Origin of the sequence: Candidatus Seribacter sulfatis (assembly GCF_964187635.1) — a bacterium.
Taxonomy (GTDB): Bacteria; Verrucomicrobiota; Verrucomicrobiia; order Opitutales; family Seribacteraceae; genus Seribacter; species Seribacter sulfatis.
On the sequence record NZ_CAXLMO010000078.1, the window covers coordinates 1 to 25020 of the forward strand.

Consider the following 25020-nt stretch of genomic DNA (forward strand, 5'->3'; position numbering starts at 1 on the left):
ATAGATTGAGGATTCGTAGAGAAGTGGACAGGCAGCCAAATCATAATAAACATTACGAAGTTCGTTTCGAACTTTTGGATTAAGTTCATAAAAAGGAAACAATCCACCGGCATGGGCTAGGATGATTTTCAGCTCCGGAAATTCACGAGCCAGCCAGAGGAAATCTTCTAATGGTGTGGGAACCCGGCCGGGATGTTCATGTCCGACTGGTTCAGTAACATGAAAATTAACAGGCCAACTCTGCTCAGTGGCAAATTTAATACACTCTATCCAAGCTGGGTCTTGCATCGAAAATCCTTGAACCCCGAGATGAATCTCTCCCATTCCCACAAATCCCTGCTCCTGCCTTTTCTTCAATTCATCGATGGGATTTCGTAGAGATGGGTGAATAGTTGCAAATGCGTAAAACCTTTCAGGGTCTTCTTTGATCCACTCGGCATGCCACTCATTGTGAAGAATGCATGTCTCGGGATTCTGCCAGTACCATCCCAGAAGAACTGCTTTATGGACTGAAGCTCTGTCCATATCTGCAATCATTGCTTCCCTCGATGACCAACCCTGCAAGTCACTTCCATTGGTGGGTGCGATTAATTCTAGCCAATGACTTTCTCCCTGCTTCAGAGCAAATTTTTGAGGATTTAAATAAACCTCGGGTGGGTACCGATGGGTATGGGCATCAATCATTTGCAAATGGTTCCAAGCATATCCAAATTTCTAATTCGATCGGATCGGTATTACCATCTCAATTTTTGCCCTGATTGGACAGTATCAAAAGAATCTATTTTGAAGATCCAGATTGTTGATTACATGATTCAAGCTTTTGTACCAGTGCTGCCTCTACAAAAGAGGCAAAAAGTGGGTGAGCTTGGTTGGGTTTGGACTGGAATTCCGGGTGGAATTGCACGGCGACAAACCATGGATGATTTTTTACTTCAATAATTTCCACCAGACCACGATCTGGATTGGTACCAGATATTATGAGTCCCGCTTCTTCAAGTTGTTCCCGGTATTGATTGTTAAATTCATAACGGTGACGATGCCTTTCGGAAATACTTTCCTTTTCATAGGCATTGTAAGCCAGACTTCCCTTTTCAAGTACGCAAGGCCAAGCACCTAATCTCATCGTTGCACCCTTGTCTTTAATTTCTTTTTGCTCCCCCATGATATCAATTACAGGGTGGGGAGTGTTAGGATTAAATTCCGTGCTGTTGGCATCTGTGAGGCCGAGTTGGTTTCGTGCAAAGTCAATTACCGCGATCTGCATCCCCAGGCAAAGACCAAAATATGGGATATTATTTTCTCGGGCAAATCGGGAAGCAATTATTTTACCTTCCGTTCCGCGATCGCCAAAACCCCCGGGGACAAGAATGCCGTCCAAATTGGATAATAATTCCTCGGCACCCTTTGTTTCGATATCCTCTGCATCAATATAGGAAACTTCAACCTCACAATCGTTTCGAATTCCCCCATGTACAATCGATTCATTCACTGAAAGGTACGAGTCTTGTAAATCAAGATACTTCCCCACCATGCCAATCTTAATTTTATGCTTCGGATTGAGTAGGCGGTGAACCACTTCTTCCCAGTCATCCTGCTTGGGTGCCGGTGCATCGAGTCCAAGGATCGAGATAACTAATTCATCGAGACCCTCCTTCTTGAGCATATGGGGAAGTTCGTAAATAGAATGATTCACATCCTGTTCTTCAATTACCGCTTCCTTTTTAACACTGCAGAATAAACTTATCTTCTCTCGGATCTCTTCGGTAATTGGCTGTTCGGTCCGGCATACCAAAATATCGGGCTGAATTCCAATTTCTCGTAGTTTTGCCACACTCTGTTGAGTGGGTTTAGTTTTGAGTTCTCCCGCTGCCCGTAGGGAGGGAAGAAGAGTCATGTGCAGGAATAGTACATTTGCCTTGCCTACCTCGGATGCAAACTGCCTCATCGCCTCGGTAAATGGAAGTCCTTCGATATCGCCGATAGTTCCCCCGATTTCGGTAATTAAAACATTAACTCCCTCTCCTGCAGCATAAATTCGATCTTTGATTTCGTTGGTGACATGGGGAATGACCTGAACCGTCTTTCCCAAGTAATCACCCCGCCTTTCCTTTTTTATAACAGACTCATAAATTTGGCCGCTGGTTAAATTATTGAATCTTGAAAGCTTGCCTGATGTAAATCGTTCGTAATGCCCCAGATCCAAGTCAGTTTCAGCACCATCATCGAGCACATAGACTTCGCCGTGTTGGAATGGGCTCATCGTTCCAGGATCTACATTTAAGTAAGGATCAAATTTTTGAATCCTGGTGGTTAATCCTCTTTGCTCTAAAAGTGCACCCAAAGAAGCAGCGGTTAAGCCTTTTCCCAAGGATGAAACCACTCCTCCTGTAATGAATATATATTTCATTGATTTTTTGTCATTCTATATGAGAAGAAACCCTGTCTTAATTTCTGGCAACAAAGTTTTTATAAAGTTGTTGTTTTATTACCAAGGATTAAAAAAATGTAAACATACTTGCGGAATTTCTAATATTACTTCTAATTAAAAATGCATATCTAGTCAAAATACAATATTTGCACTCGTCAAATGTTTGTCCTCTCATCAATTTAGAATAAATATTTATTATGTTCAGTTCGTCCCTTGGAAAAAAGTATCTCATGGCTTTGACCGGCTTGGTTCTCATTGGCTTTGTTTTTGTGCATATGGCAGGTAATCTTCAAGTCCTTGCCGGACAAGCACAGATCAACGCTTATGCACACTCTCTTCAATCACTACCTTGGTTTATTCTTTGGGGTTCTCGTTTGTTTTTGCTGGCTTCGGTCGTCATCCATGCCTGGACAGCATATTCCTTGATTATTGAGAATCGAAAAGCCCGACCAGATAAAAACGAAGTGGAGGTAACGAAGAGAGCGGGGTGGACATCATTAAAAATGGGACTGACGGGATCAATATTACTCGCATTTATTGTCTTTCACCTCCTTCATTTTACTATTCGAACTATCTATCCGGAATACGCCGAGATGACCACCACGGTTGGTTCGACGGGAGATGTTGAAATCCACGATGCATTTTCTATGATTTTAGCGGGATTTAAGCATGACATCATTTCAATCTTTTATGTGGTGGCGATGTTTCTTCTTTGCAGGCACCTGGCTCATGGATTTTCAAGTGTCTTTCAATCGATTGGATTGCGATCCGAAGCCTGGCAAGGAAAGCTCGATTTAATCGCGTCCGGATATGCCTGGCTCATATTTGCCGGATTTTCTATCATTCCCTTAAGCGTATTGGCACAAAAGCACGGATTATATGAATTTTATGATCCCTCCTTTTTTGCATCTGAAGCTTCTGAAAAAATCAACACCTCGAACCTATTGAACAATGAATCTTGATCCTCAAATTCCAGATGGTCCCATAGCGGATAAGTGGGATAACCATCGTTTTTCCTCCAAGCTGGTCAACCCGGCTAACAAAAGGAAATATCGTATCATCGTGGTCGGGTCAGGTCTTGCCGGAGGTGCGGCTGCCGCCACTCTCGGAGAACTTGGCTATCAGGTTGATTGCTTTTGTTACCAAGATACCCCACGCAGAGCCCATTCGATTGCTGCACAAGGCGGAATTAATGCAGCCAAAAATTATCAAAATGATGGGGACAGTATCCATCGACTTTTTTATGACACTGTGAAAGGGGGCGATTTTCGTTCCCGGGAAGCCAATGTTTATCGCCTAGCACAAAATAGCACTAATATTATTGATCAATGTGTTGCCCAAGGAGTTCCTTTTGCCCGTGAATATGGCGGACTTTTGGCGAACCGCTCTTTTGGGGGGGCGCAAGTGAGCCGGACATTTTATGCTAGAGGGCAAACCGGTCAACAATTGCTCCTGGGTGCTTACAGTGCGTTAAGTCGCCAAATTGCTTCTGGTCAGGTTCAAATGCATACCCGACATGAAATGCTTGATTTGGTAAAGGTTGACGGGCATGCCAAAGGAATAATCACCCGTAACTTGGTAACCGGTTCAACCGATGCATGGACTGCAGATGCGGTCCTTATCTGTACGGGAGGGTATGGTAATGTATATTATTTATCTACAAACGCTGCAGGTTGTAATGTAACTGCAACCTATCGTGCTCACCGACGTGGTGCCGGATTTGCGAACCCCTGCTTTACTCAGATTCACCCCACCTGTATCCCCGTTGCTGGAGACCATCAGTCCAAGTTAACGCTGATGTCTGAGTCCCTTCGTAATGATGGTCGGGTATGGGTTCCATTAGACGGAAAGAATTGCGATAAAAACCCCAATGATATTGCCGAAGAATTAAGAGATTATTTCCTCGAGAGGAAATATCCCAGTTTTGGAAATCTTGCTCCACGCGATATTTCAAGCAGATCTGCAAAAGAAGCTTGCGACGAAAGTCGTGGTGTGGGTCCGGGTGGTCGTGGAGTTTACCTCGACTTTGCTGACTCAATTTCCCGACTTGGAGAGTCGGCTATTCGAGAAAGATATGGAAATCTTTTTCAAATGTATGAACGGATAACAGGAGAAAATGCTTACAAACGCCCAATGAGGATTTATCCAGCAATTCACTACACCATGGGGGGACTGTGGGTGGATTATAATCTGCAAAGTTCGGTACCCGGATGTTTCGTTTTGGGAGAAGCAAATTTTTCTGATCACGGAGCTAACCGATTGGGTGCAAGTGCTCTCATGCAGGGCTTGAGCGACGGTTATTTCGTTATCCCTTATACAGTGGGCAATTATCTTGCCAGTACGGGTGCCGGTACAATCAGCCCGGATGGACCGGAAGTCAAAGAAGTGTTGGAGTCTGTAAAAGAACGCACCAGTCAACTGCTTTCGATTTCTGGGAAAAAATCGGCTCGTTCCTACCACAAAGAACTTGGACAAATAATGTGGGAATACGCGGGTATGGCCCGTAATGCGACCGGTCTGCAAAAAGCAATTGGAGAAATCCAAGATTTGAGGGATCACTTCCAAAAGAACTTATTGGTACCAGGCACTGGTGATCGATTAAATGTCGAACTGGAAAGGGCAGGGCGGGTTCGAGACTTTATTGACTTCGGAGAGTTGCTTTGTCGCGATGCATTGGAGCGAAATGAGTCCTGTGGAGGACACTTTCGAGAAGAATACCAAACAAAAGAAGGAGAGGCGACAAGAGATGACGAAAATTTTGCACACGCTGCAGTGTGGGAGTATAAAGGCGAAGGGAAAACTCCGGTTCGCCACAAAGAAGAATTGCAGTACGAAAATGTCAAACTTGCCGTTCGTAGTTACAAGTAGAACAATATTATGAAACTTACCTTAAAAATTTGGAGACAAACCGGACCCACTGAAAATGGGTCTTTTGAATCTCATGTTTTGGACGATGTTTCTGAAGATTCTTCTTTCTTGGAAATGCTAGATCAATTGAATGAACAGCTCCTCAAACAGGGAAATGAACCAATTGCATTTGATCATGACTGTAGGGAGGGGATCTGTGGTACTTGTTCGCTCACTATAAACGGCTATGCCCATGGACCTGAGAATTCAACCACTACCTGTCAGCTCCACATGCGAAAGTTTAATGATGGAGAGACCGTAACCATTGAGCCTTTTCGAGCAAAAGCATTTCCTGTAGTTCGCGATTTGATAGTAGATCGGTCTGCCTTCGATCGAATTATTCAATCGGGGGGATTTATTTCTGTTCGTACCGGAAGTGCACCCGATGGAAATTCGATTCCCATCTCCAAAGTGGATGCAGACAAGGCAATGGATGCGGCTGCTTGTATTGGTTGCGGAGCCTGTGTGGCATCCTGTAAGAATGCATCTGCTATGTTGTTTACTTCAGCCAAGGCAGCTCATCTTAATCTGCTTCCGCAAGGACAGGCAGAAAAAGATGCTCGTGTTCTTAACATGGTTAGCACGATGGACGATTCTGGCTTTGGGAATTGTAGAAATTACGGCGAATGTTCGGCTGCCTGTCCCAAGGATATCTCCTTGGATTATATAGCCAAGTTGAACCGTGATCACGCGAAAGCCAAGATTAAGGAAATATTTTCTTAAACCTCGATCCATTTGATTGATTAAGGTTGCGGGGATTCCTTTCGTTTGGAAGATTCCAACTTATGTCAATAGATGATAAACAAGCAACTTGGGGCGGTCGATTTTCGGAACAGCCCGATCTCCTTATGCAAGTATTTGGTGAATCCGTTTCTTTTGATAAGAGATTGGCCCCCTATGACCTCCAAGGCAGCTTGGGCCATGCATCGATGCTTGCTCATGTGGGACTGTTAACCGAAACTGAATTTCAGGAAATCAAAGCTGGAATTGAAGAATTAAGAGAAGAAATAAAATCACCGGCATTCTTATGGAAAATTGAACTGGAAGATGTTCATATGAATTTGGAACATGCACTTCTTGAAAAAACATCTGCAGCATCCAAGTTACACACGGGAAGAAGTAGAAATGATCAAGTCGCTACTGACATGCGTTTATTTTTTAAAGATGCTTGCATGCAATTGAGCGGTAAGCTTGAAATGGCAATGTCTGCTATCCTCGGACTTGCAAAACAATACGCACTCTTGCCGATTCCTGGTTACACTCATTTACAGCGTGCTCAACCGGTTACTGTGGGGCATCATTTACTCGCACACATGGAAGCGCTTGGCCGCGATCATGAGCGGTTTTCTCTGGTGCTTAACCATGCTAATGTTTGTCCCCTTGGTTCGGGTGCAATAGCCGGTTCCACGCTACCACTTGATCGTGCATTTACTGCGAAGGTGTTAGGTTTTGTCGATCAATCGGGAGAACCAATGATTACGGCAAACGGAATGGATGCGGTGGCGGATCGAGATATCTTTCTTGAGTTTGCAATGGCCTGTGTCAATTGCTCCTTACATCTTTCCCGTTTGTCGGAGGATATAATATTGTGGAATTCTTCCGAATTCGGATTTATTCAATTACCTGATTCCTTTACCACAGGGTCTTCTCTAATGCCCCAAAAGAAAAATCCTGATTCTTTTGAATTAATTCGCGGAAAAACCGGCCGGATTGTTGGTAATCTTCAAAATTTATGCGTCGCCATAAAAGGCCTTCCATTGACTTACAACCGAGATTTGCAGGAAGATAAACCTCCAGTCTTTGACTCATTTGATCAATTGAGTATGTGCCTTGCTGTTGTATCTGGGTGTTTATCGTCTTCAACCTTTAATGAAGAGAGATGTCGAGAGGCAGCCTCTGACCCACTTCTTTTGGCCACAGATCTTGCTGATTATCTGGTAGAGCGTGGAGTCCCTTTTCGATCCGCCCATCATTATATCGGAGAATTAGTGGCATTATCGGAAAGGAAAAATATTGCGCTACCCGCATTGGAACAAGATGAGGCAATTCAGGTCTGTCCGGAATTGGGTGACAATTGGAGAGAGGTATTTAATTTAGAGCGTGCATTCGCAAAAAGAGAAAGACCGGGTATGCCTGGCCCCTCTGAGATTAAGAACCGAATTAAACATTGGGAAAAATTACTTTCCTCTTAGACCTTAAATGGGCTTTTTGAGAGCCAGTTTTTACTTCTTTTTCTTATTGTACGCCATTTTTTCATGGGGGAGAACTTGGACAACAAAAGCAGGAAGTAAGTCAGACGGTGAACTCTTTGAAGTGTTGGGAGATCGTATCGGATTATCAATAAAAGGAAGAGAGTACCATTTTTCACTTTCTCGCTTTATCCAATCGGATCAAGAGTATGTGCGAAACTGGAAGAAAGTAACTCGTTGTCCAATCTGTTCAAAGAGCTTGGGTACTCGTACTATTGATGCAGGTGGAGTAAAATATCATACCAGTTGTTTTCGATGTATGGTTTGTCGTTCTGGGTTTAAGGGAGGCGATCAATTTCGACGAGATTCATGGAAGGGAATGGTGCATGTGAAGCATTTTCAATCTACTGGGCTATGTGGTACATGTTCCCGAATTTTTGTAAAACGCGATGCGAACCCGAAGCAGTTTTTTGCCGATGGTAGAATGAGCTGTATAACATGTTTAAAAGATGGAGTTTTTGAAGGTGCCATTTTAAAAGAAGTGGAAAACAGGGTATGGAAGACCCTGACTAGAATTGGAATTTCAAAACCAGTAGGTAATCTATCTATTCGCCTGGTGGATCGTGGTCTTCTTAATCAAGAAGCACTTAAAATTAATGCCCGTGGAAATTTAAGAGGCTTGACCTTAACGAAATATAAAATTGTCAGGGGTGGACATAATCCGGGCACAACTTTTGACCATCGGATTTATATTTTATACGGATTACCATACATCGAATGTGAATCTGTCTTAGCTCATGAGTTTGCCCATGTGTGGTTAAATGAAAGGTTTATTGAATCAAGTCCTCCCGTGGTGGAAGGGTTTTGTAATTTAGTTTCTTCCGCTGTTTTGGAAAAAGAGAAGAGTAAGTTGGCATCGGTCTTATTAGAGAATTTACAAAATAATACCAGCCTTGCATACGGAGTCGGTTATCGAAAGATGAAGGCCAATTTAGCCCAAAAAAACTGGAATCAAGTACTTTTGGAAATGAAAAGAAAATCGAAACCACCCCAACTAAAATGAAAATAGATTCACACCATCACTTTTGGCAATACGATCCGGTAGAATATTCCTGGATGAACGAGCAAATGGGAATTCTCAAGCAAAACTACGGACCGGAAGATTTATTTAAACAAATCAAAAATGTGGGGATTGAGGGCGTGGTGTCGGTCCAGGCGTCTCAATCATTAAAAGAGACGGACCAACTTTTATCTTATGCCGAAGATCATGACTTCATTAAGGGTGTGGTGGGATGGTTCCCCCTTGCCGATTCCAATGTGGATTCTGTTTTGGAACAATATGCCTCTAATCGATGGCTCAAAGGGGTAAGGCATGTGGTACAGGACGAGCCGGACGATCGATTTATTCTGGGTTCAGATTTTAACCGGGGTGTCTCGTTATTAAAGGAATTCAACTTAGTTTATGACATTCTAATTTTTGAAAGACAGCTTGCTGCATCGATCGAATTTGTGGACCAGCATCCCGATTTAGTTTTTGTTTTAGACCATGTGGCAAAACCAAGAATTAAAGATGCTTTATTCGAGCCTTGGTCAGCCCAGATGAAAGATCTTTCCAAACGAGAAAATGTGTATTGTAAATTATCTGGAATGGCGACTGAAGCGAATTGGAAGAACTGGTCGTTAACTGATCTGCAGCCTTATATGGAAACGGCCTTGGACTGTTTTGGGCCGGATAGAATGATGTTTGGTTCGGATTGGCCGGTTGCACGTCTAGCGGTCGAGTATGAAAACTGGGTGGAGGTTTGCCGTAATTTTATTTCAACTTTATCCACGGATGAGCAGATTAAGATTGAAGGGACAAATGCGGTCGAGTTTTACAAATTGTAAACCATTACCTCTGGTAAATGGGTAAGTAGTGGTATTTAACTGCTAAAGCAAGAATGGCGAGCGTGGTCGAATAAACTTCACCGGCACCGGCTTCCGAGCCACTTCCAATCCATGATCCATTCTCCCGTTGTAATTCCAAGAGAATATTTTCCACCAGTTCTCTCGCCTTATGGGCATGATCTCCTCCACGCTGGTACATACCCTGTGCGTAGTAATAAGTACCATAAAAGAAAAACTTTCTGCTTTTTTCAGGTTTATGATCAAGTAACCAATTAGCGGCACCATGAACAAAAGGAGATTCATATTCCCCACAAACTTGCATCGCAAGAAGACCCGCGGCAGAAGTAGTGTACTCGGCTGCACCACCGGGCTGATAGGCGAACCCGGATTTTTTTTCTGCAGGATCACCATTGCTGAGCAATTTCGATTTATACGAACGTTCAAGGTAAGAAACCGCATTGGAGATTGCAGAAGAGGGTACATCAAGACCCGAGTTTTTTGCAGAGCGTAAAGCCATCAGTTGCCAAACAGAAACGGACAGGTCAGCATCCCTCGCATCGGGACTGTACCTCCAACCTCCTTGTTGTGCCGGATTCTTTTTTACCTTCTGGGCTTTTAAGATTAAATTAATTGCTTCCTGGCATTGATCACGAATCTTTTTGTCGGTTTCTTTATTCATGCCCATCCCGAGCATTTCTGAAAGCATGAGGGTTACGATACCATGGCCGTACATCCTACCTCCATCTTTGCTTCCAAAATATCCCCGGTCATCCTGATTTTCATCCAGTAAAATAAAATCGAGGGCATTTTGCATGGCCCTTCCAAATTCATTTGGGTGTATCGGTTGATGTCCCACTGAAGCCATGGACATAAGCGAGAGAGCGGTCATAGCCGTTTTTTTCCCTTTATCATTTATAGATCCATCATCCTGTTGTTTTTTTAAAAGGAACTGGATTCCTTTTTCAATCGCCCGATCCACTTTATCTTTTTTAAAAGGGTTTTCCCAAACCGTACTGTCATCCTGCTCCGAATCCTCCGAATATGTCAGGGGTATGCAGCAAATAGAAAGAAGAAAATAAAATACGGTTTGCATTTTATGAATAAAAAAAAGTTTCTTTTTGATCATCATCATTTAATTTTTCGTGCCTTACTTGCCATTGCCCGAAAATACGCTTCCACTCGATTGCGATAATCACCTGATACATTTTCCCTCCGGGACTCCATTAAATCTTTTGCCAGTTTTGGAGGCAGTTTTCCCCATTCTTCAAACTCTTCTTTATCCAATTCTGGGATTTCCTGAAAAGTCAGCTCCGGTTCTTCCCTATAGGATTGATCATTGGACTCTAATGAATTGGTTCCATTAAAAGTGTTTTGTATGGGAGATCGAGCCTGAGCCATTGCCTGTGACTGGGTTTGCGAAGCTTCTGCTAATGCTCTCGCAGCGGCAATCATCGCCTGTGCGCTTGCATTGGTAAGTGCTCCATTACCCGAGTAGTGACCGCCAGCCCCGTGTCCGTGCCCTGGTTTAGGTTTACCCGCTTCTCCAGGTTCGGTATTTTCGTTACCTGCTATTTCAGCGGGTGTATTCTGTTCGCCTGCTTGATCCTCTTTACCATTAAGTCCCTCAGTGGTAAATGGATTACTTGACGGATTTAAGGCCTGATCTAAAAAGTCCAAGGTTTGAGCCAGAGCCTGCGCTACTTCAGGAGAATCTAAGGCAATATCCGAAGATTCATTTTGGCTTGGAGAGCCATCGGGGGGACTTGTTGTAGGCGTAGTCGCACTCACACTAGGATTCTCATCTCCTGTTGGTTGATTGGGGGAGGGGGTTACTTCATTAGTAGATGCAAGTTCCCCTCTTTCGGGAGAATCCAAGGCAACATCCGAAGGTTCATTTTGGCTTGCTGATCCATCAGGGAAGCTCGTGGGAAGGGTAGTCGCAGTATCCTCACTATTCTTGTTAGTCGTTGGTTGAGTAGCTGAGGGGCTAGCCTGCGTGTCATTATTAGAAGCAAGTTCAGATTCCATTGATGGTATGTCTGCTTGGGTATTTGTTTGTGAATTTTCGGCTTCTTCCGAATTTAAACGTGACAGCGAATCGATTTGTTCATCGAGTTGATCCGTAGTATTAGCCAACGCCTCGCTTGGCGAGGGTAGGGGGTCATTATCCTGAACTAAGTCAGAAAAAACCGGACTGTCGGGTAAATTCTCATAGAATTCTTGTGCGGAGTCAGCGAGTTCTTCCGCTTCCTGGGCTTGTTGGGAAATTCTTTTAGCCATTTTTTTGGTTTCGTTCGCTCTATTCTTTGCGTCCTTTGCCTCTTGGCTGGACTGCTCGGCTTTCTTGGCAAGACTCTGTTGTGTTTTCATAGCCTCAAGTGCTTGAGCACTCGCTTTATCTGCATTTTTTTGAGCGGCTTTCGCAGCATCCTGAGCAAGCTTAGAGGCTTCCGTGGTCTCAGGATTATTTGGTTCCTGGCTACTCTTCGCCGCGGCATTTTCTGATTCTCCCTGTGCTTCCTTGGCAAGACTCGCCAAATCTTGAGCCTCTTTTTTCAGTGATTTTGCTTCTTTGTTTGCATCCTGTGCCAATTGATTTGCGGCTTTGGCCTGTTCCTCTTTTTTTTCAGATTTCTTCTTCATTTCTTCATTAGATTGAGCCGTTTTCTCTTCTGCTTGTGCAAATTCTTCCGCGGCCTGTTGTGCCTGCTGTGCAAATTCTTTGGCTGCATCCTTGATTTGATCAAGTCCTTGATTCCCATCAAGTGATGTTAAAGTTTCTTCCGCTGCCTGCTTTAGTGGATCACTCAGTTTTCTATCATCTGTCTTGGATGCTAACTCGTTTGCTTCCGTGGCAAGATCTTTGAGTTCATTTGAAAGAGCTTCATTTTGTAAAGCCTGTGCTGTTTTTGGAATTGCTTCTTGGGCTACCTCAAGAGAATTTTTGGCCACATCCGCGATTTCCTTAGCAACCTGTTCATTATCCATTCTTTCCTCATGCCTTGCGGTCCGGGCTAATTCATCCGCAGCTTCAAAAACTTGTTCGGCAATCTCTTTCTGCTGTTCCAGTCCCTTTACCATTTCTTCCTGTGCAGGTTTACTTGCTTTATCTAATTCTTCCAATTGCTTTGCTACCTCGAGGGCTTGTTTTTCTAATTCTTTGGCTTTATCCTTAGCTTCCTCATTTTTTTGAGCTGCCTGTTTGGCATTGGATTGTGCTTTTTTTTGCGTGTCCGGATTTTCGAATTCCTTGGCTTGTTTTTCGGTTAAATTTGCAAGATCCCGTCTTTGTTCAGTCTCCTCTTTTTGAGCTTCCGTTTCCTGGTTTGCCAACGCTAATTCTTCATTAATCTGTTCGGCTTGTTCCATTGCCTTCTTAGCCAGTTCTTCTTTTTTCTGTTTATCATCTTCGGCTTTTTGTGCTTGAAGAATAGCTTCTTTAGCCTCTTTTTGAGCCACTTGATTTTCAGGTTGGAGGGAAGCATCCTGGGCAGTTTTCTGGGCATTTTTCTTTTTAAATGCTTCTTCTTGTTGTGCTTTTTCGACAACCGCTTTTGCTTCTGCCGCTTCTTTTCTGGCCCTATCCGCTTTTTGATTCAGTTCCTTTTCAACCTCCTTTTTTTCAGCCAGTGTTTCAAGGGCTTCATCTCGTTTTACTTTTGCCTGTTCAGCTCTTTTTTTCGCATCCTCCGGAGTCAGGTTGGCGAGATTATTAATTTTCTCACTGGCGTCATTAAGAACATCCTGAGCTTTGTTTAGAGCATGAGCCAATTCCTTGGCATCGTTTTTCAATGCTTGTGCTGTATTTGCAGGCTTTGCTGTATCCTTTGTTTGCTTCGCAACTTCTTCTACATTTTCTTTGGCCTGTTTCATTTTTTCTAAAGTATTATCAGGTAGTAGATCATCACTTTTTTCCACTGCTTGCTTCACTTGATTTTTAGCTAGATTTTCGGATTCTTTTGCAATTTGTTCGAGTTTCTTAGCAAGTTCGTTCTTTTTCTTAGCCAGTTCGGGATCACTAGATTCAAGTTTTTTAGCCAATTCCATTTCTTCTTTTTTTGCTTCCTCGAGATCTTCAATTGCTTCTTCAATGGTTTCTTTTGATATATCAGAAAGTTCTTCCTTCATCGGTTGATTTTTTTTCAATTCCTTCTCAAGTTCCGCAAGTAGCGCTTCTGGGGGAAGTTTTGCGAGTTCGCCGAGTTTTTCGGCCTGGGCAAATTGTTTTTCAATTTCTTCTTTAATCCCAAGTTCTTCTTCTACTTTTCTTAGTTCTTCTCTTGTTTCGGAAGTATCTTTCTTTCGATTAACCTTTTCAAAATGGTCTGCGATTAAATCGAGAGTCTCCGCTAATTTCTGTTGGGTTTCGATGGTTGATTCCAGTGCTTCATTCTGATCCGCAATTGTATTTGCCTGAAGGGCATCGGACAGATTTTCTTGGACTGATTTTTTTCTGGTCTGTACGAGTGCGGCTGCATCATCAGCATCCCGTGCAATTTCCCTGCCTTCCGTATCCACTAAGTTTTGAACCCCAGCTTCCTGTCTTAAGGCAATGGTAAATGAGTCTATATCCTGATTGAGGACTTGTTGTTTATTTTGTAAAGAAATCGATTCTTTCCTGTTTTCTGCTAATTCCTGCTCCTTCTTATTCTTGATTTTTTCCGCTTCTTTTTGCCTGGTTCGCGTTTGTTTTGATAATGCCCTGGCAAGTTCGGCCAAGGTGGGTGCAAGTTCATTTATTGTTTTTCTCGCCTGTGTAGCCTCGGGTTTTAAGAGAAGGAGAACTTTTTCCAATTCTGCAATTATATCCTCCCCCTGTTTATCCATTACGGAGAATTGATTATCTGGTCGACTAACTCGGTTTTTCATTTCTTTTGAGATTTCTTTTACAAATGATTTCGTATTGAGCGACCTCAGAATATCGACCGCTTCTCTCGGTAGATTTGCCTCTCTCAGAAAATTGGATGTGGGTTCCCAAAAGGATACTGCCATCGCCCATTGCCTGGCTCTTTCTCCTGTCGCTTTTGTCCCCTGAATGGATCTTTTTTCCAAGTTGGTGAAATACACTGCCTGTTTGGCTGATTGAAGAACAATTTGATACATCTCAAGCACCCGAAAAGAATCTGAAATTAATAGGCAAATATCGGATAGGTTTTCTACCTGTTCAGGTTTTTCCACTGACGGGTCGTTCAAATTTTGTTTAAGATCGAAGAGGGCCCTGGAGGCTTGACCGGCATCTTTAACAAAGCCGGAATTTGGATCTTTTCTTGAATGTTCAACTTCCGAGCGCATGCTTAGCGCATCAATATTTAATAAAATTTCTCGATTAAATTGATCGCTCAATAATTTTTCAATTTCCGCGTTTTGTTCCAGGGTTTTCCAGTCCGTAGCAAGTTTTTTAAGATTACCCCATGTGTATCCTAAATTAAAAAATAAATTTTTTCGATCCTGTGCAAAGTTGTGATTTACTTGGTTGGAAAGGTTTCTTTCCGTTTCTTTATAAAATTGTTCAACCATCCTGCTCCATTTTTCAACCTGTTGAGCAAATTCATTTTTAGTAGCAGAAATATTTTCCATTGTGTCTAATAACTTTCCTTGCTCACGACTGGAGTTTTTAATGGCATGAGGAATACCCCGCCTTTCGTAAGTAAAGACCTTGGATATTGCTTCCCATTGGTGAAGTGCGATCTCCTGCCTTCTTACTAAAAAAGTGGATGAATGATCTTCTTTCGCCATTTTACTGAGTTCCTTTTGTTGTTTAGAGAGTTGTGCAAGATAGGAGGTGGCCACTGTAAGAATATGTTGGTCTAGTAAATTGCGGGCAACATTTCGTAAATTCCCACTAAATCCGATCACATTTTTTTGAACATTTTGTCCCAACTTATTCATCCATTTTTTTATTTCCTTGGGATCGTTTTGTATGTTTTCAAGTTGCTCTATGATGATTTGATTTTGAGACCTGGAGGTCTTCGCGAGTTTGCCCATTGATTGTGATAGCATTGCAATTTCCTGTGCATCGGTTCCTCTGGGCATAGTCGTTAGAACTTGTAAATTTTTTCCATAAGCGAAGTGTTCCAATTCTTTGAGATCATCATTCATTTTCTCCAAGCTTTCTAAATCCGATTCAAGCATACCTTCCTGATAATTTTTCCCTTTGCTGATCTGTTGGAATTCCTTGGCTGAAGCCCGGTTTTTATTCGCTACTTCTTCCCAGGCTTCCATCACCTGATTTTTTTGCTCTAAGATATTAATATGAGAAAGGTCAAAATTTCGAGAGACAAAGGACAGGTTAATCGGGTCGGTTTCTGACATGCTGCCTTTGAGATCATATGCGACTAATTTGATCAACGCCTGGTCTCCCGGTTTTGGTTTTAAAGTGAGTAGATCAATATCAAAACTAATCGGAAATTTATTTTTCCCTTTGGCATTTCGATCACCGGGAAGTAAGAATTTTTTCCACTTCCCTTGATTGTTTCGATAATGAAACTCTATACGATTAAGACCAAGATCATCCGTTGCCCATCCTTCCAGGCTAAGGATATCTTCTGGAGCGAGTAATAAATTATCTTTCTGCTTTGCCAACCAGGATATAGAAGGCGCAACATCCACTTTTACATTAATTTCGTAGCGTGGTGAGGGTTTTCCTTTCCATCCAATCTTTTGGTCAATTAAATCAAGTGCACGGTAGGTACCTGATTGTTTGAGCATAATAGTTCCTCCTAATGATCTTCCACCCTCGCTGGGAGAAAGCGATAAAGTTCCGGGTTTCTTTCCTGTCCAATCCAAAAACAGGGAACCCGAAGAAACGGCTTGGCTCAAGTGAAGTTTTAATTCGACACGGGTATCCTCCCAGGCAGAAAGATGTCCTTTATCTTCTTCTACAACTTGGGGTGGGAGTTCGGTATATTGGGGGAAATGATAGGTTTTAGTGAACCCAATAATATAGGGTCGCGAGGCAACCTCCATGGTTCGCCATGCAGTTCGGGGTGAACTATCTACCCAGACCCGGTAGTCAAAAGGATTACTCCCCACATTATAATCCAATGCAAATCGTTCTGTGGTGCGAGAGAACATAGAAACCCGTTTTACCTTTCTCTTTTCTTTGATCTGAAGTTCGACCTGCCCGTAGGTTTCGTCTCCCTCCTTTCCATTTACCAGTGCCAGAAAACGAAGAGGTTCGTTTTTAGGAGTGATGGTGGTATTTTCATCAGGGATCAAGAGGGTGACCTCCACATTGGTAACCGGGGCGATATTTGCTCCGGGAAGTAATGCACGCCCCATCAATCTTTGAAGCTTAGGACCAAAGTCTGTGTATGAAAAAAGTCCAAAACTAAAGAGAAGTAGAACGAGGGATGCTTGAATCCATCTTTTAACCATCGTAAATGGAAGGAGGCTGATAATATCCAATTCATGAACCTGGCCAGATACTTTTTCCTGAACCAGTTTACGAAAGATCAATGAGTCATTGATCTCACCTCCCTGTGAACCGAGTTCAACAGCTGATAGAATATCCTGTTTCATTTCGGGCTTAATTTGCTCAAGCAAACGTGCCAATTCCCGATGGCTTGGTAAATGAACGAGCATTCGGGCCGAAGTTTTCCATACTGCCCATATTACAAAAGCATATCCCAAAATAGATAAACCCGTACGGAGATCGTCTGGCATTCGTGCCTGAGTGGAAAAATCAATCAGTGCAATGGTGGTGAAAGTAAGGATCAATGTGACAAATCCAGTACAAATTCCCCGAAGAAGAATTAAATTTCTGCGGCGGACTCGAAAGTCTTCTAATTTTTTAAGAATGACGGGATCTGTGTTTACATTCATGAGATTAATTCTGGATGGGTAAATTTAAAGCATTCCGGCTCGTTTACGGAGAAGTAATTCGATTGCGAGTAGAAAAAATATTGGAGCAAACCACCAGTAACTTTGCCAAAGTACGAGTTCAGATGTGATCATTCTTCCTGAGCTGACTGGTTTGAGAATTTTATTAAGTTGCCCGGCTTGTTCCTCCAGTAAAAATGTACCTCCTGATAAATCAGCCATTTGTTTTAAGAGTTCAACATTACAGGTGAGATAACTCTTTTCACTGTTCATGATCGGTTTGATTAAAAATCGAGCCTCAACTTCCGAATCGCTTTCATTTAAGAATTCCGGAGATCGAAGAGAGACACGGTAATTTCCTTGGCCAAGTTGTGGTGTTTCACCAAGGAATAATCCTCCTGCCTCAGCTTGTAATGGGATTGTTGCAATTACTTTTGTTCCGTTCCATAGAAGCGCATCGACTTCCGGGTAAGGTTCTTGGGCTGGCTTTCCATTTTCATCTCGTAGTCGAGCCCGTATGACCGCTTTTTCTCCGGAAGAAAATGTATTTCCTCCCACATCAAGAGAAATTCGAGAATCGCTCACCGCAAATGGTTTTTCCATAATCCACGAGATTAACTGATTCCAATATCTTTGGTGATATTTATCCCCCACTTCAAACCGCCATTTCCATGTTTCATCAAAGCCTGCATACAGGGCCTTCCCTGCACCAAAGCGATGGCCGGCAAGGAGTGGAGTCAGGTTTTTTCCAGTTTCATCTAGTTGGGCTTGCAGAAAAATTTCTGCATTGGGAAGAATTTCCACTGGAGCAGCCCATGCTGGAACGGGCAAATATTTCCATAGTTTACGGTTTCTTTGCGAAATAGGTTCTAAGATGAGAGCGGGTAATTGATTGGTTTGTTGGTTGAAAGAAAAAGCCCGTGGGGCCACCCTGGGTGGACTGTTCTTTTTCCATCGAACCGGTAGTAAGCCGAGCACAGGTTCCGTTTCAGCGTTTGAATATTTTCTTAGTATTTGTCGTGGTCCATCTAAAAAGAGTAAACCGCCACCGCGTTGGCCCACAAAATCACGAATCCACTCCTGTTCCTTTGTTTTGAGTTCATTGGCTTCCAATTCTCCGTATACGATCAGGTCGTAGCTAAAGAGAATATTTTTTTCATCGGGGAAAACATCACCTTCTTTACCCCTGGCTAGTATGTCATTGCTGGAACCAATACCACCCCATACACAGGTAACATCCCATCTTTCATCCCGTTCAAATAAATTTTTTAAATACCGAGTTTCCCAACGGGGCCTGCCATCCAAAATAAGGAGCCGATTTTTTCTGGTCACCGCATCCACAGAGAATGGAATGACATTATTGGCTAATTCGCTTTCTCCTTCAATCGGTTCAACTTCAACTTTTAACCGGAGGGGAACGGAATGAAGAATTAATTCTTTGTTTTCACCCAATAAGGCTTGTTTTTTCTCGACCAGTTCTTTGGCAGGGAAATCAAATTCAACTGCTCTTCTGCGTATATCTAAACCACTTAGGTTTTGATCCCAAACAATTGAATTATCAGAATCTTTAATCAGCAAATGAAAGGGTGTTCCTGGAATCAAATCATCTTTCAAGGTAATTGTTCCCCGCACCCGGTCCTCCTTAAAAACACTTGATGGATTTTGAATTGAAAGAACTGCTAGATCTGGTGGTCTTTGATTGCTACCCAAACCCACGGTATGGATAGGAAGATTTCGTGCGGCGAGTAATTTAGAAATTTCAAGTGGTGAGCCACCTCGATTATGACCGCCATCACTAAAAAGAACCGCCGCGGCCCGGGTGTTTTTGGTGGAGTTTGATTGATCTTCCCCCACTTTTATGGTCGACCAAATTCCGGTTGCGAGATCTGTGCTTGAATCAACCGGTTCAATCTCAAAGGTCGGAAGGTTAGGGGATGATTCATTTTCCCAGAGCAAGCTGGTGCTATTACCGGAAATAGTCCGTACTTCAAGAATGTGAGTCTCAGAAAGATTGGCAAGCAAGCCCTTGTTCTTCTTGGTCAAAATTCGAGTGGCACGATTCCATCGATTGGAGTCTTCAAAAGAATTCATCGCACTCAATATACTTTCATTACCACTCGTTAAGATTTCCTTGGCATAGGCATTGAAGGATTCCTCTAACTGGTCTGAATACTTGAGTAAAGAACCGGCGAGTCTTTTCCAAAGGTCAGGATTATTAGAATCCGAATCTTTGATTGACTTCAAAAGTGGATCCATTTCCTTTTTCATTCCCTCTGTCCAATTTGAAAAAGACGGATTTTTTTCATTGGAGGGGGCAGAAAAACGGATACCAGGGATGGGGCGTTCCATTTTCCCATCGGGCAGGGTCCACCCAACGGCAACAAAATCTCCCCCGTTTCCTTCTTTATGAATAATTTCAAAGTTGTATTTTTGGCCAGCGGTCAGTTTTATTTTAGAGCTCTTTCGGTTCGAATCCCATGTTTTACTCATCGCCTGGGTAACATTGAGAATTTCTTTTGCTCCCTGTGGATTCATTCCATTCGAATTGATACGAAGACTGGAATAATCATCTGAATATATCCAAAATATATAATCTCCAGAAATGGGAGGATGTAGATATCCGTGTAATCGTCTGATATAATTATCCCCGATTCCCTCTTTGCTGCTTGCAGAAGTGAGATAAGAACTTTGGTCGGGCTTTTGAGATTTAAATTTTTTACTTCCGGAGATGGAGGCAAGATCACTTCCCTTTACATCCTCCCAAATTTCTTCCAAAAGTACTCCCTCTTTTTCTTTTACCACGGGTTTAAATTGATTCTTTTTTGACAACAGGGAATGGGCCTCCCGGATATTCTTTCGAATATTTTTTTCGAGATTTTGGAAGTTTTGTTTTGCCGAAGAAATTTCTTTCATTATCTGATCACTCGCTTTTCGAAGAAGTACGGAGGATTCATGAAGACTGAAGTTGGCAAGGTCCTGATCTTTGGGAAGAAACCCATGCTGCTCGGCAAGAACTAGTTTTCGACCTGCATCCATATGTTCATCGGTAAGAGCCATACTTTCTGAAGAATCTAAAAACACAAGGATACGACCCCGTTCCCCGTCTTCCCATGTAGTACGAAGAACCGGACCGGCAAAGGTTATGATAACGAGAAAGATCGCAACGATTCGTAGGGTCGGAAGGATAAACCTAAGCTTACTTGTTGTACTCCGTGCGAGCTCACCCCGGTATAAAAACCAAGCAAGAAATGAAAACACGAGTGCCACAAGTACCCCTTGCCATAACTCCCATTCCCCGGTCCATATTAGATCCCATTGATTAAGCGGGGTGTTCATAATACGACCCTTCCGAATTTTCGTTGTAAAATAATTTCAAGAAAAATTAAGACTAGAACTGCACTTAATAAAATCTTCCATGTTTCCCTTCCAAATTTTCGTTCACTGTCAAGTTTTCGATAGGCAGCAAGGGGGTTATTATTTGTTCCATCAATAATATCAACCGTTTCAGCAAGGCCTTTTGTTTTCTCGGTAATTTCTTCTTTCGTTAATCGTTCAAGTCTTGATTCGGAGGAGGATGAACCCACCGCAAAATGAACCACTTCATTATTTTCCGACTTCAGTTTGTAAATTCCTGGAAGGCGGGTGTTGGTAAATTCAATCAATGCTTTTTCACCCCTTGTATTTGCGACCAGAGTTCGTACCTGTCCATTGGGTAGGGTGAGTTGAAAGTTTTCTCCCGATTGATCATCGGGAAGATAATGAGTGATCGTCGAACCGGAAAGTAAGTTGCGTGGAGGTGTGACTTGATCCGCCAGATAGGACGCGAGTTGCTGGGTAAGAGGAAGGTAGCAACTACGTGCGGGTAAGTTTGTCCAGTCAGTATCAATGGATGTACCTAAGAAGAGCACAACTCCTTCCCCTGACTTCTTTTCGACGATCAGAGGATCTCCCGTTTCCAGGCGGGCAAGAACGGTACTATTTTTTTCAAGCTTTGCCCGGCTTTCATCGAGTTGTATCCAATTATTAATCTCTGCATCGGCAAGGCTTCCATTTCTAGGATCATTAAAAAGTGAGAGGGCAGGGTGATCAAAAAAAGAAGATACAATGCGGGTTTGAATACTTTCGTTAGTATTCTTTTTCTTTTCTGAAAGTAAAGGCATGGGAAGTAAACCTGGTCCCGTAATTCCGAGTTCTTTATTATACCAATCCAAATCCATTTGGTCACCCGCACAAATCCAAAGCCCACCTCCTTCAATAACAAATGTTTCAATTGCCTTGGTTCCTTCTTCCGACAACTTGGAAACATTGGCTAAAACCACAAGGCTTTGCCCTTTTAAATTTTGAACGGGGTCAAAATTACTTGCTGATACTACTTGAGCATCAATCAGATCCTTAGATTGCAGGTCTTTTTTTTCTTCCGCTTCGAAGAAGGGGGTAAGTGCAAGTTTGATAAAATCAGTCTCTCCACGAAGCCATTCCTTGGATGGGTCCCCATCAATAAGGAGGACACCTAATCGATCAATTACAGTAATCGAAGCGGACCGACGGTTATCCTGAGGAAGATCGTCAGCAACGGATAGATCAATTCCAATGGTATGGGAACCTGCCTTTTTAAAATGATGAGTGAATAAAACCTGAGTACTTTCTTTGGCGGGGAGCGAGAGAATGGCTTCGTCAATATGGGTGTCGGCATCATCAATAAATAAGCGGGCTACCAAATCGCCTTCATAAACATTGTCTCCCCCATTTCGAAGGTTCGCCCGAATTTTAATATTTTGCCCGATGCCCACGGTTGTTGCGGATAATTCGATTTCCTCAACGCTGACATTCTGATTTTCATCCTTTCCCCAATCAATAATCGTCATAACAGGTTGAATAGTCTCTTCCCGCATTCTTTCTTTAAAGGAAGACAAAGCGGCAAGATCGAGGTTTTCCCAATCTGATTTTCTGAAATCAGAAAGAAGGATAATTTCCTTTTTTGGATTTTTGCCCGAGTGAATGGCTCCAAGTGCTTCGTCCAGAGCATCCAGTAATGGGATCCGGTCGCTCTGTGCTTTTAATAAATTAGTTCGTTGGGCAAGGGTGTCATTTTCGGAAGTGGGTTTTGCGAAAAGTGGGGCAGGGGAACCACCCATTCTAATGACTGACGCTTCCGATCCTTTCCCAAGTTCATTGAGCAGTGAAGTTGAAAATGTACGGGCCTGGGAAAAACCGTTTTGGGCATTCATTGAAAAACTGTCGTCTAACAAAACGACAGTGGAGGAGGGAACATCTCCGGAAAGAGCCCGAACGGAATCCTGGCTATTTGGATTTGGAATAATTCCCGTTTCCGCTCCCAGGATATATAACAATACACATGCACAAAGTGTGCCCCCCCAAATTCTGGCTCGGGGGAGTAGGGCAACTAAGATTAAAAATCCAAGAGCAACCAGAGGAAGAATAATACGGTTTAAAAAAGGTCCCCATTCCGTGACGACCATACGGGCGAGTGCAAGGGCGAGAAGAATTGGAATGATGCAACGAATAATGAGCAGAATAATTTGTTCAAGTTGTACCTGCTTCCGGTTTTTACGTAAGACAGATTCGAGCAAATGAATAGCACCCCATGCGACTACTTTAAACCGACTACGGTTCAATAAATGAATGAGTAAAGGAACCAGTGCCGCAATTGCTCCAAAAGCGAGAATTCCATTGAGGAAAGTCATATTCTACCTGGCCTTCTAATTTTATTTCGAGCGGCAAGAAACGCCCCCAGTCCATCGGTATAGGGTTGGTCGGTAACCATGGGTACCAAAGAGATTCGATTTCGATGACATCCTTTGGTTAATCCATCCCGAAAAACTTCTAGGTTTTTTAAATAGGCTTCCCGGAGATGTTTTGGATCCACGGTATGCTTGAGGCCCTGTTTTTCCAAGCATTCAAAGCGTGTCCAATTTTGAAAAGGAAAATCAAGTTCATCCCGATCCCAAATTTGAAAAATTACGATGTCATGTTTAGCATGTCGAAAATGGGCAAGTCCTTTGAGTGTGGATTCCAAATCACCAAAACAATCCGAAAAGAGTACGAGTAATCCACGTCGTTTTATTTTTGGGGCGAGTTCATGGAAAACAGAGCCTAGGTCAGTCTCCCCCCCCACTTTCGTGGAAGCTAGAATATCGATAATATTTTTTACATGGGAAGGACCACCACGAACGGGAAGTTGGGACCGGACTTTTTCATCAAAAACAGTAAGTCCTACGCTATCGGTTTGCCTGAGGATTAAATAAGCGAGGCAGGCGGCCATCCGGGATGCATAATCCAGCTTGGTTTGGCTGATCGCCCGGTCGCCCTTGTATCCCATCGATCCGCTTGCATCGAGTAGCATGTTACACCTGAGGTTAGTTTCCTCTTCATATTCACGAATGAAAAAACGGTCTGTTTTTCCAAATACTTTCCAGTCTAAACGGCGGATTTCATCCCCGGGTGTGTAGGCCCGGTGTTGTTTAAATTCAACACTGAATCCTTTGTGTGGGGAGCGGTGAAGTCCGGAACAGAACCCTTCCACCACTCGTTTGGCAAGCACCTGATGCTTGGCGAGGAGGGAAAGTTCCTGGGGGTCAAGAAAGTCGGATGTGCCGGCCATCTAGAGTAACTTGGAGTGCAAAGAGAGGACTATAAAACGGCTTCTTTCTTTGTCGGTACTTCTTCAATAAGTCGGTCGATCAATGAATCCACGCTTATTCCCTCTGCTTCGGCATTAAAAGTGGGAACAATTCGATGCCGTAATACAGGATGTGCCAAGGCAGTTACATCTTCAATCTTGGCATGAAAACGTCCATTTAGTAATGCCCGGACTTTTGCACCGAGTATGAGTTGTTGGCATGCACGGGGACCGGGCCCCCAATCAATCAAATCCTTAACCCAGCCTGCTGCGTTTTCTTCCTTGGGCCGTGCACCGCGAACCAGTTCAAGTACGAAGTCGTAAACATGATCCGGAACCGGAACTTTTCGTACGGTTTCCTGGCACTCGATTAAAGAGGGTCCATCAATCACCGGTTCCAGTTTTGATTCAAATGTGGAAGTGGTTTGTTCTACAATTTGCCTTTCTTCTTCACGGGTCGGATAATCCACAATGATCTGGAATAAAAATCGATCGCGTTGTGCTTCAGGGAGTGGATAGGTGCCTTCCTGTTCAATCGGGTTTTGGGTTGCCAGTACAAAAAAGGGCTCCTCCAAATGATAAGTTTTACCCCCCACTGTCACATCGTGTTCCTGCATCGCTTCCAGCAATGCAGCCTGAGTTTTAGGAGGTGTCCGGTTAATCTCATCGGCTAGAATGATTTGACTAAAAATGGGTCCTTTATCAAAAACCAGTTCGCGATGTCCGGTCTTTTTATCCTCTTGTATAATATCAGTTCCTGTAATATCGGCAGGCATCAGATCGGGAGTAAACTGAATTCTCCGGAAGCTCAGTTCAATTGCCTGTGCGAGTGAGCGGATCATTAGGGTCTTTGCAAGTCCAGGTACACCTTCCAACAGGCAATGTCCCCGGGCGAGCATAGCGATTAATAGTTGATCAAGGACCGCATCCTGACCGACGATTACCTGGTGGACCTGGGCTTTTATTTTTTCGTAGGCAAGCACCAGTTTTTGGGCCATTTCTTCATCATTAATCGGTTTTTTTTTGGCTGGGCTCATGTGAGATTTTGGTTCGAATTAAGAAAAGCGGAAAAATAAGATAATATTTCGTTTTTGATTACATAATTTTGAGTAGCAATCACAAAATTGCCTTTTTTATGTAAAATATGA

At 43.0% G+C, this 25020-nt stretch carries 14 protein-coding genes; 6 read left to right on the forward strand and 8 right to left on the reverse strand.

The features are described 5' to 3' along the window. Both ACKPQ5_RS07615 and ACKPQ5_RS07620 read right to left on the reverse strand, forming a co-directional pair. Positions 1 to 684, reverse strand: a 684-nt coding sequence (locus ACKPQ5_RS07615; protein WP_407678504.1) for an amidohydrolase family protein, incomplete at its 3' end; no start/stop codon positions are given. Between the two features lie 94 nt (positions 685 to 778). Next, complete coding sequence (locus tag ACKPQ5_RS07620) at positions 779 to 2407, reverse strand: CTP synthase (protein ID WP_407678505.1); 1629 nt, start codon at positions 2405 to 2407, stop codon at positions 779 to 781. A gap of 218 nt (positions 2408 to 2625) precedes the next feature. On the opposite strand from ACKPQ5_RS07620, the gene ACKPQ5_RS07625 reads away from it, so the two are divergent. The 6 genes from ACKPQ5_RS07625 to ACKPQ5_RS07650 all read left to right on the forward strand — a co-directional run bounded on the left by ACKPQ5_RS07625 (position 2626) and on the right by ACKPQ5_RS07650 (position 9411). Beyond that, positions 2626 to 3390, forward strand: coding sequence for a succinate dehydrogenase cytochrome b subunit (locus ACKPQ5_RS07625; RefSeq protein WP_407678506.1), 765 nt, complete (start codon positions 2626 to 2628; stop codon positions 3388 to 3390). Further along, the gene (locus ACKPQ5_RS07630) at positions 3380 to 5296 is read left to right on the forward strand and encodes a fumarate reductase/succinate dehydrogenase flavoprotein subunit (protein WP_407678507.1); all 1917 of its coding nucleotides are present in this window, start codon (positions 3380 to 3382) and stop codon (positions 5294 to 5296) included. Before ACKPQ5_RS07625 ends, ACKPQ5_RS07630 begins: the two co-directional genes overlap by 11 nt. Before the next feature lie 9 nt (positions 5297 to 5305). After that, entirely contained in the window at positions 5306 to 6058 is a 753-nt protein-coding gene (locus ACKPQ5_RS07635; protein ID WP_407678508.1) for a succinate dehydrogenase/fumarate reductase iron-sulfur subunit, read from the forward strand. 62 nt (positions 6059 to 6120) lie between these two features. Next, a complete protein-coding gene (gene argH / locus ACKPQ5_RS07640) occupies positions 6121 to 7527 on the forward strand; it encodes an argininosuccinate lyase (RefSeq protein ID WP_407678509.1) in 1407 nt (468 codons plus the stop codon). 7 nt (positions 7528 to 7534) lie between these two features. Then, a complete protein-coding gene (locus ACKPQ5_RS07645; protein ID WP_407678510.1) occupies positions 7535 to 8587 on the forward strand; it encodes a protein DA1 in 1053 nt (350 codons plus the stop codon). After that, entirely contained in the window at positions 8584 to 9411 is an 828-nt protein-coding gene (locus ACKPQ5_RS07650) for an amidohydrolase family protein (RefSeq protein WP_407678511.1), read from the forward strand. The genes ACKPQ5_RS07645 and ACKPQ5_RS07650 overlap by 4 nt, the downstream gene beginning before the upstream one ends. 4 nt (positions 9412 to 9415) lie before the next feature. Here ACKPQ5_RS07650 and ACKPQ5_RS07655 read toward each other — a convergent pair whose 3' ends face one another. Genes ACKPQ5_RS07655 through ACKPQ5_RS07680 form a run of 6 tightly spaced genes read right to left on the reverse strand, consistent with a single transcriptional unit; the run spans position 9416 to position 24909 of the window. Further along, a complete protein-coding gene (locus ACKPQ5_RS07655) occupies positions 9416 to 10504 on the reverse strand; it encodes a prenyltransferase/squalene oxidase repeat-containing protein (protein ID WP_407678512.1) in 1089 nt (362 codons plus the stop codon). A gap of 35 nt (positions 10505 to 10539) precedes the next feature. After that, entirely contained in the window at positions 10540 to 17235 is a 6696-nt protein-coding gene (locus tag ACKPQ5_RS07660; RefSeq protein ID WP_407678513.1) for a hypothetical protein, read from the reverse strand. Between the two features lie 24 nt (positions 17236 to 17259). Then, positions 17260 to 20568: a PA14 domain-containing protein gene (locus ACKPQ5_RS07665; RefSeq protein WP_407678514.1), complete on the reverse strand. Its 3309-nt coding sequence runs from the start codon at positions 20566 to 20568 to the stop codon at positions 17260 to 17262. Then, a complete protein-coding gene (locus ACKPQ5_RS07670) occupies positions 20565 to 22937 on the reverse strand; it encodes a BatA domain-containing protein (protein WP_407678515.1) in 2373 nt (790 codons plus the stop codon). Before ACKPQ5_RS07670 ends, ACKPQ5_RS07665 begins: the two co-directional genes overlap by 4 nt. Further along, positions 22934 to 23854 (reverse strand): DUF58 domain-containing protein, encoded by a 921-nt coding sequence (locus ACKPQ5_RS07675; RefSeq protein ID WP_407678516.1) that lies wholly within the window; start codon positions 23852 to 23854, stop codon positions 22934 to 22936. The genes ACKPQ5_RS07670 and ACKPQ5_RS07675 overlap by 4 nt, the downstream gene beginning before the upstream one ends. Before the next feature lie 29 nt (positions 23855 to 23883). Further along, entirely contained in the window at positions 23884 to 24909 is a 1026-nt protein-coding gene (locus tag ACKPQ5_RS07680) for an AAA family ATPase (protein ID WP_407678517.1), read from the reverse strand. Positions 24910 to 25020 lie beyond the last annotated feature (111 nt).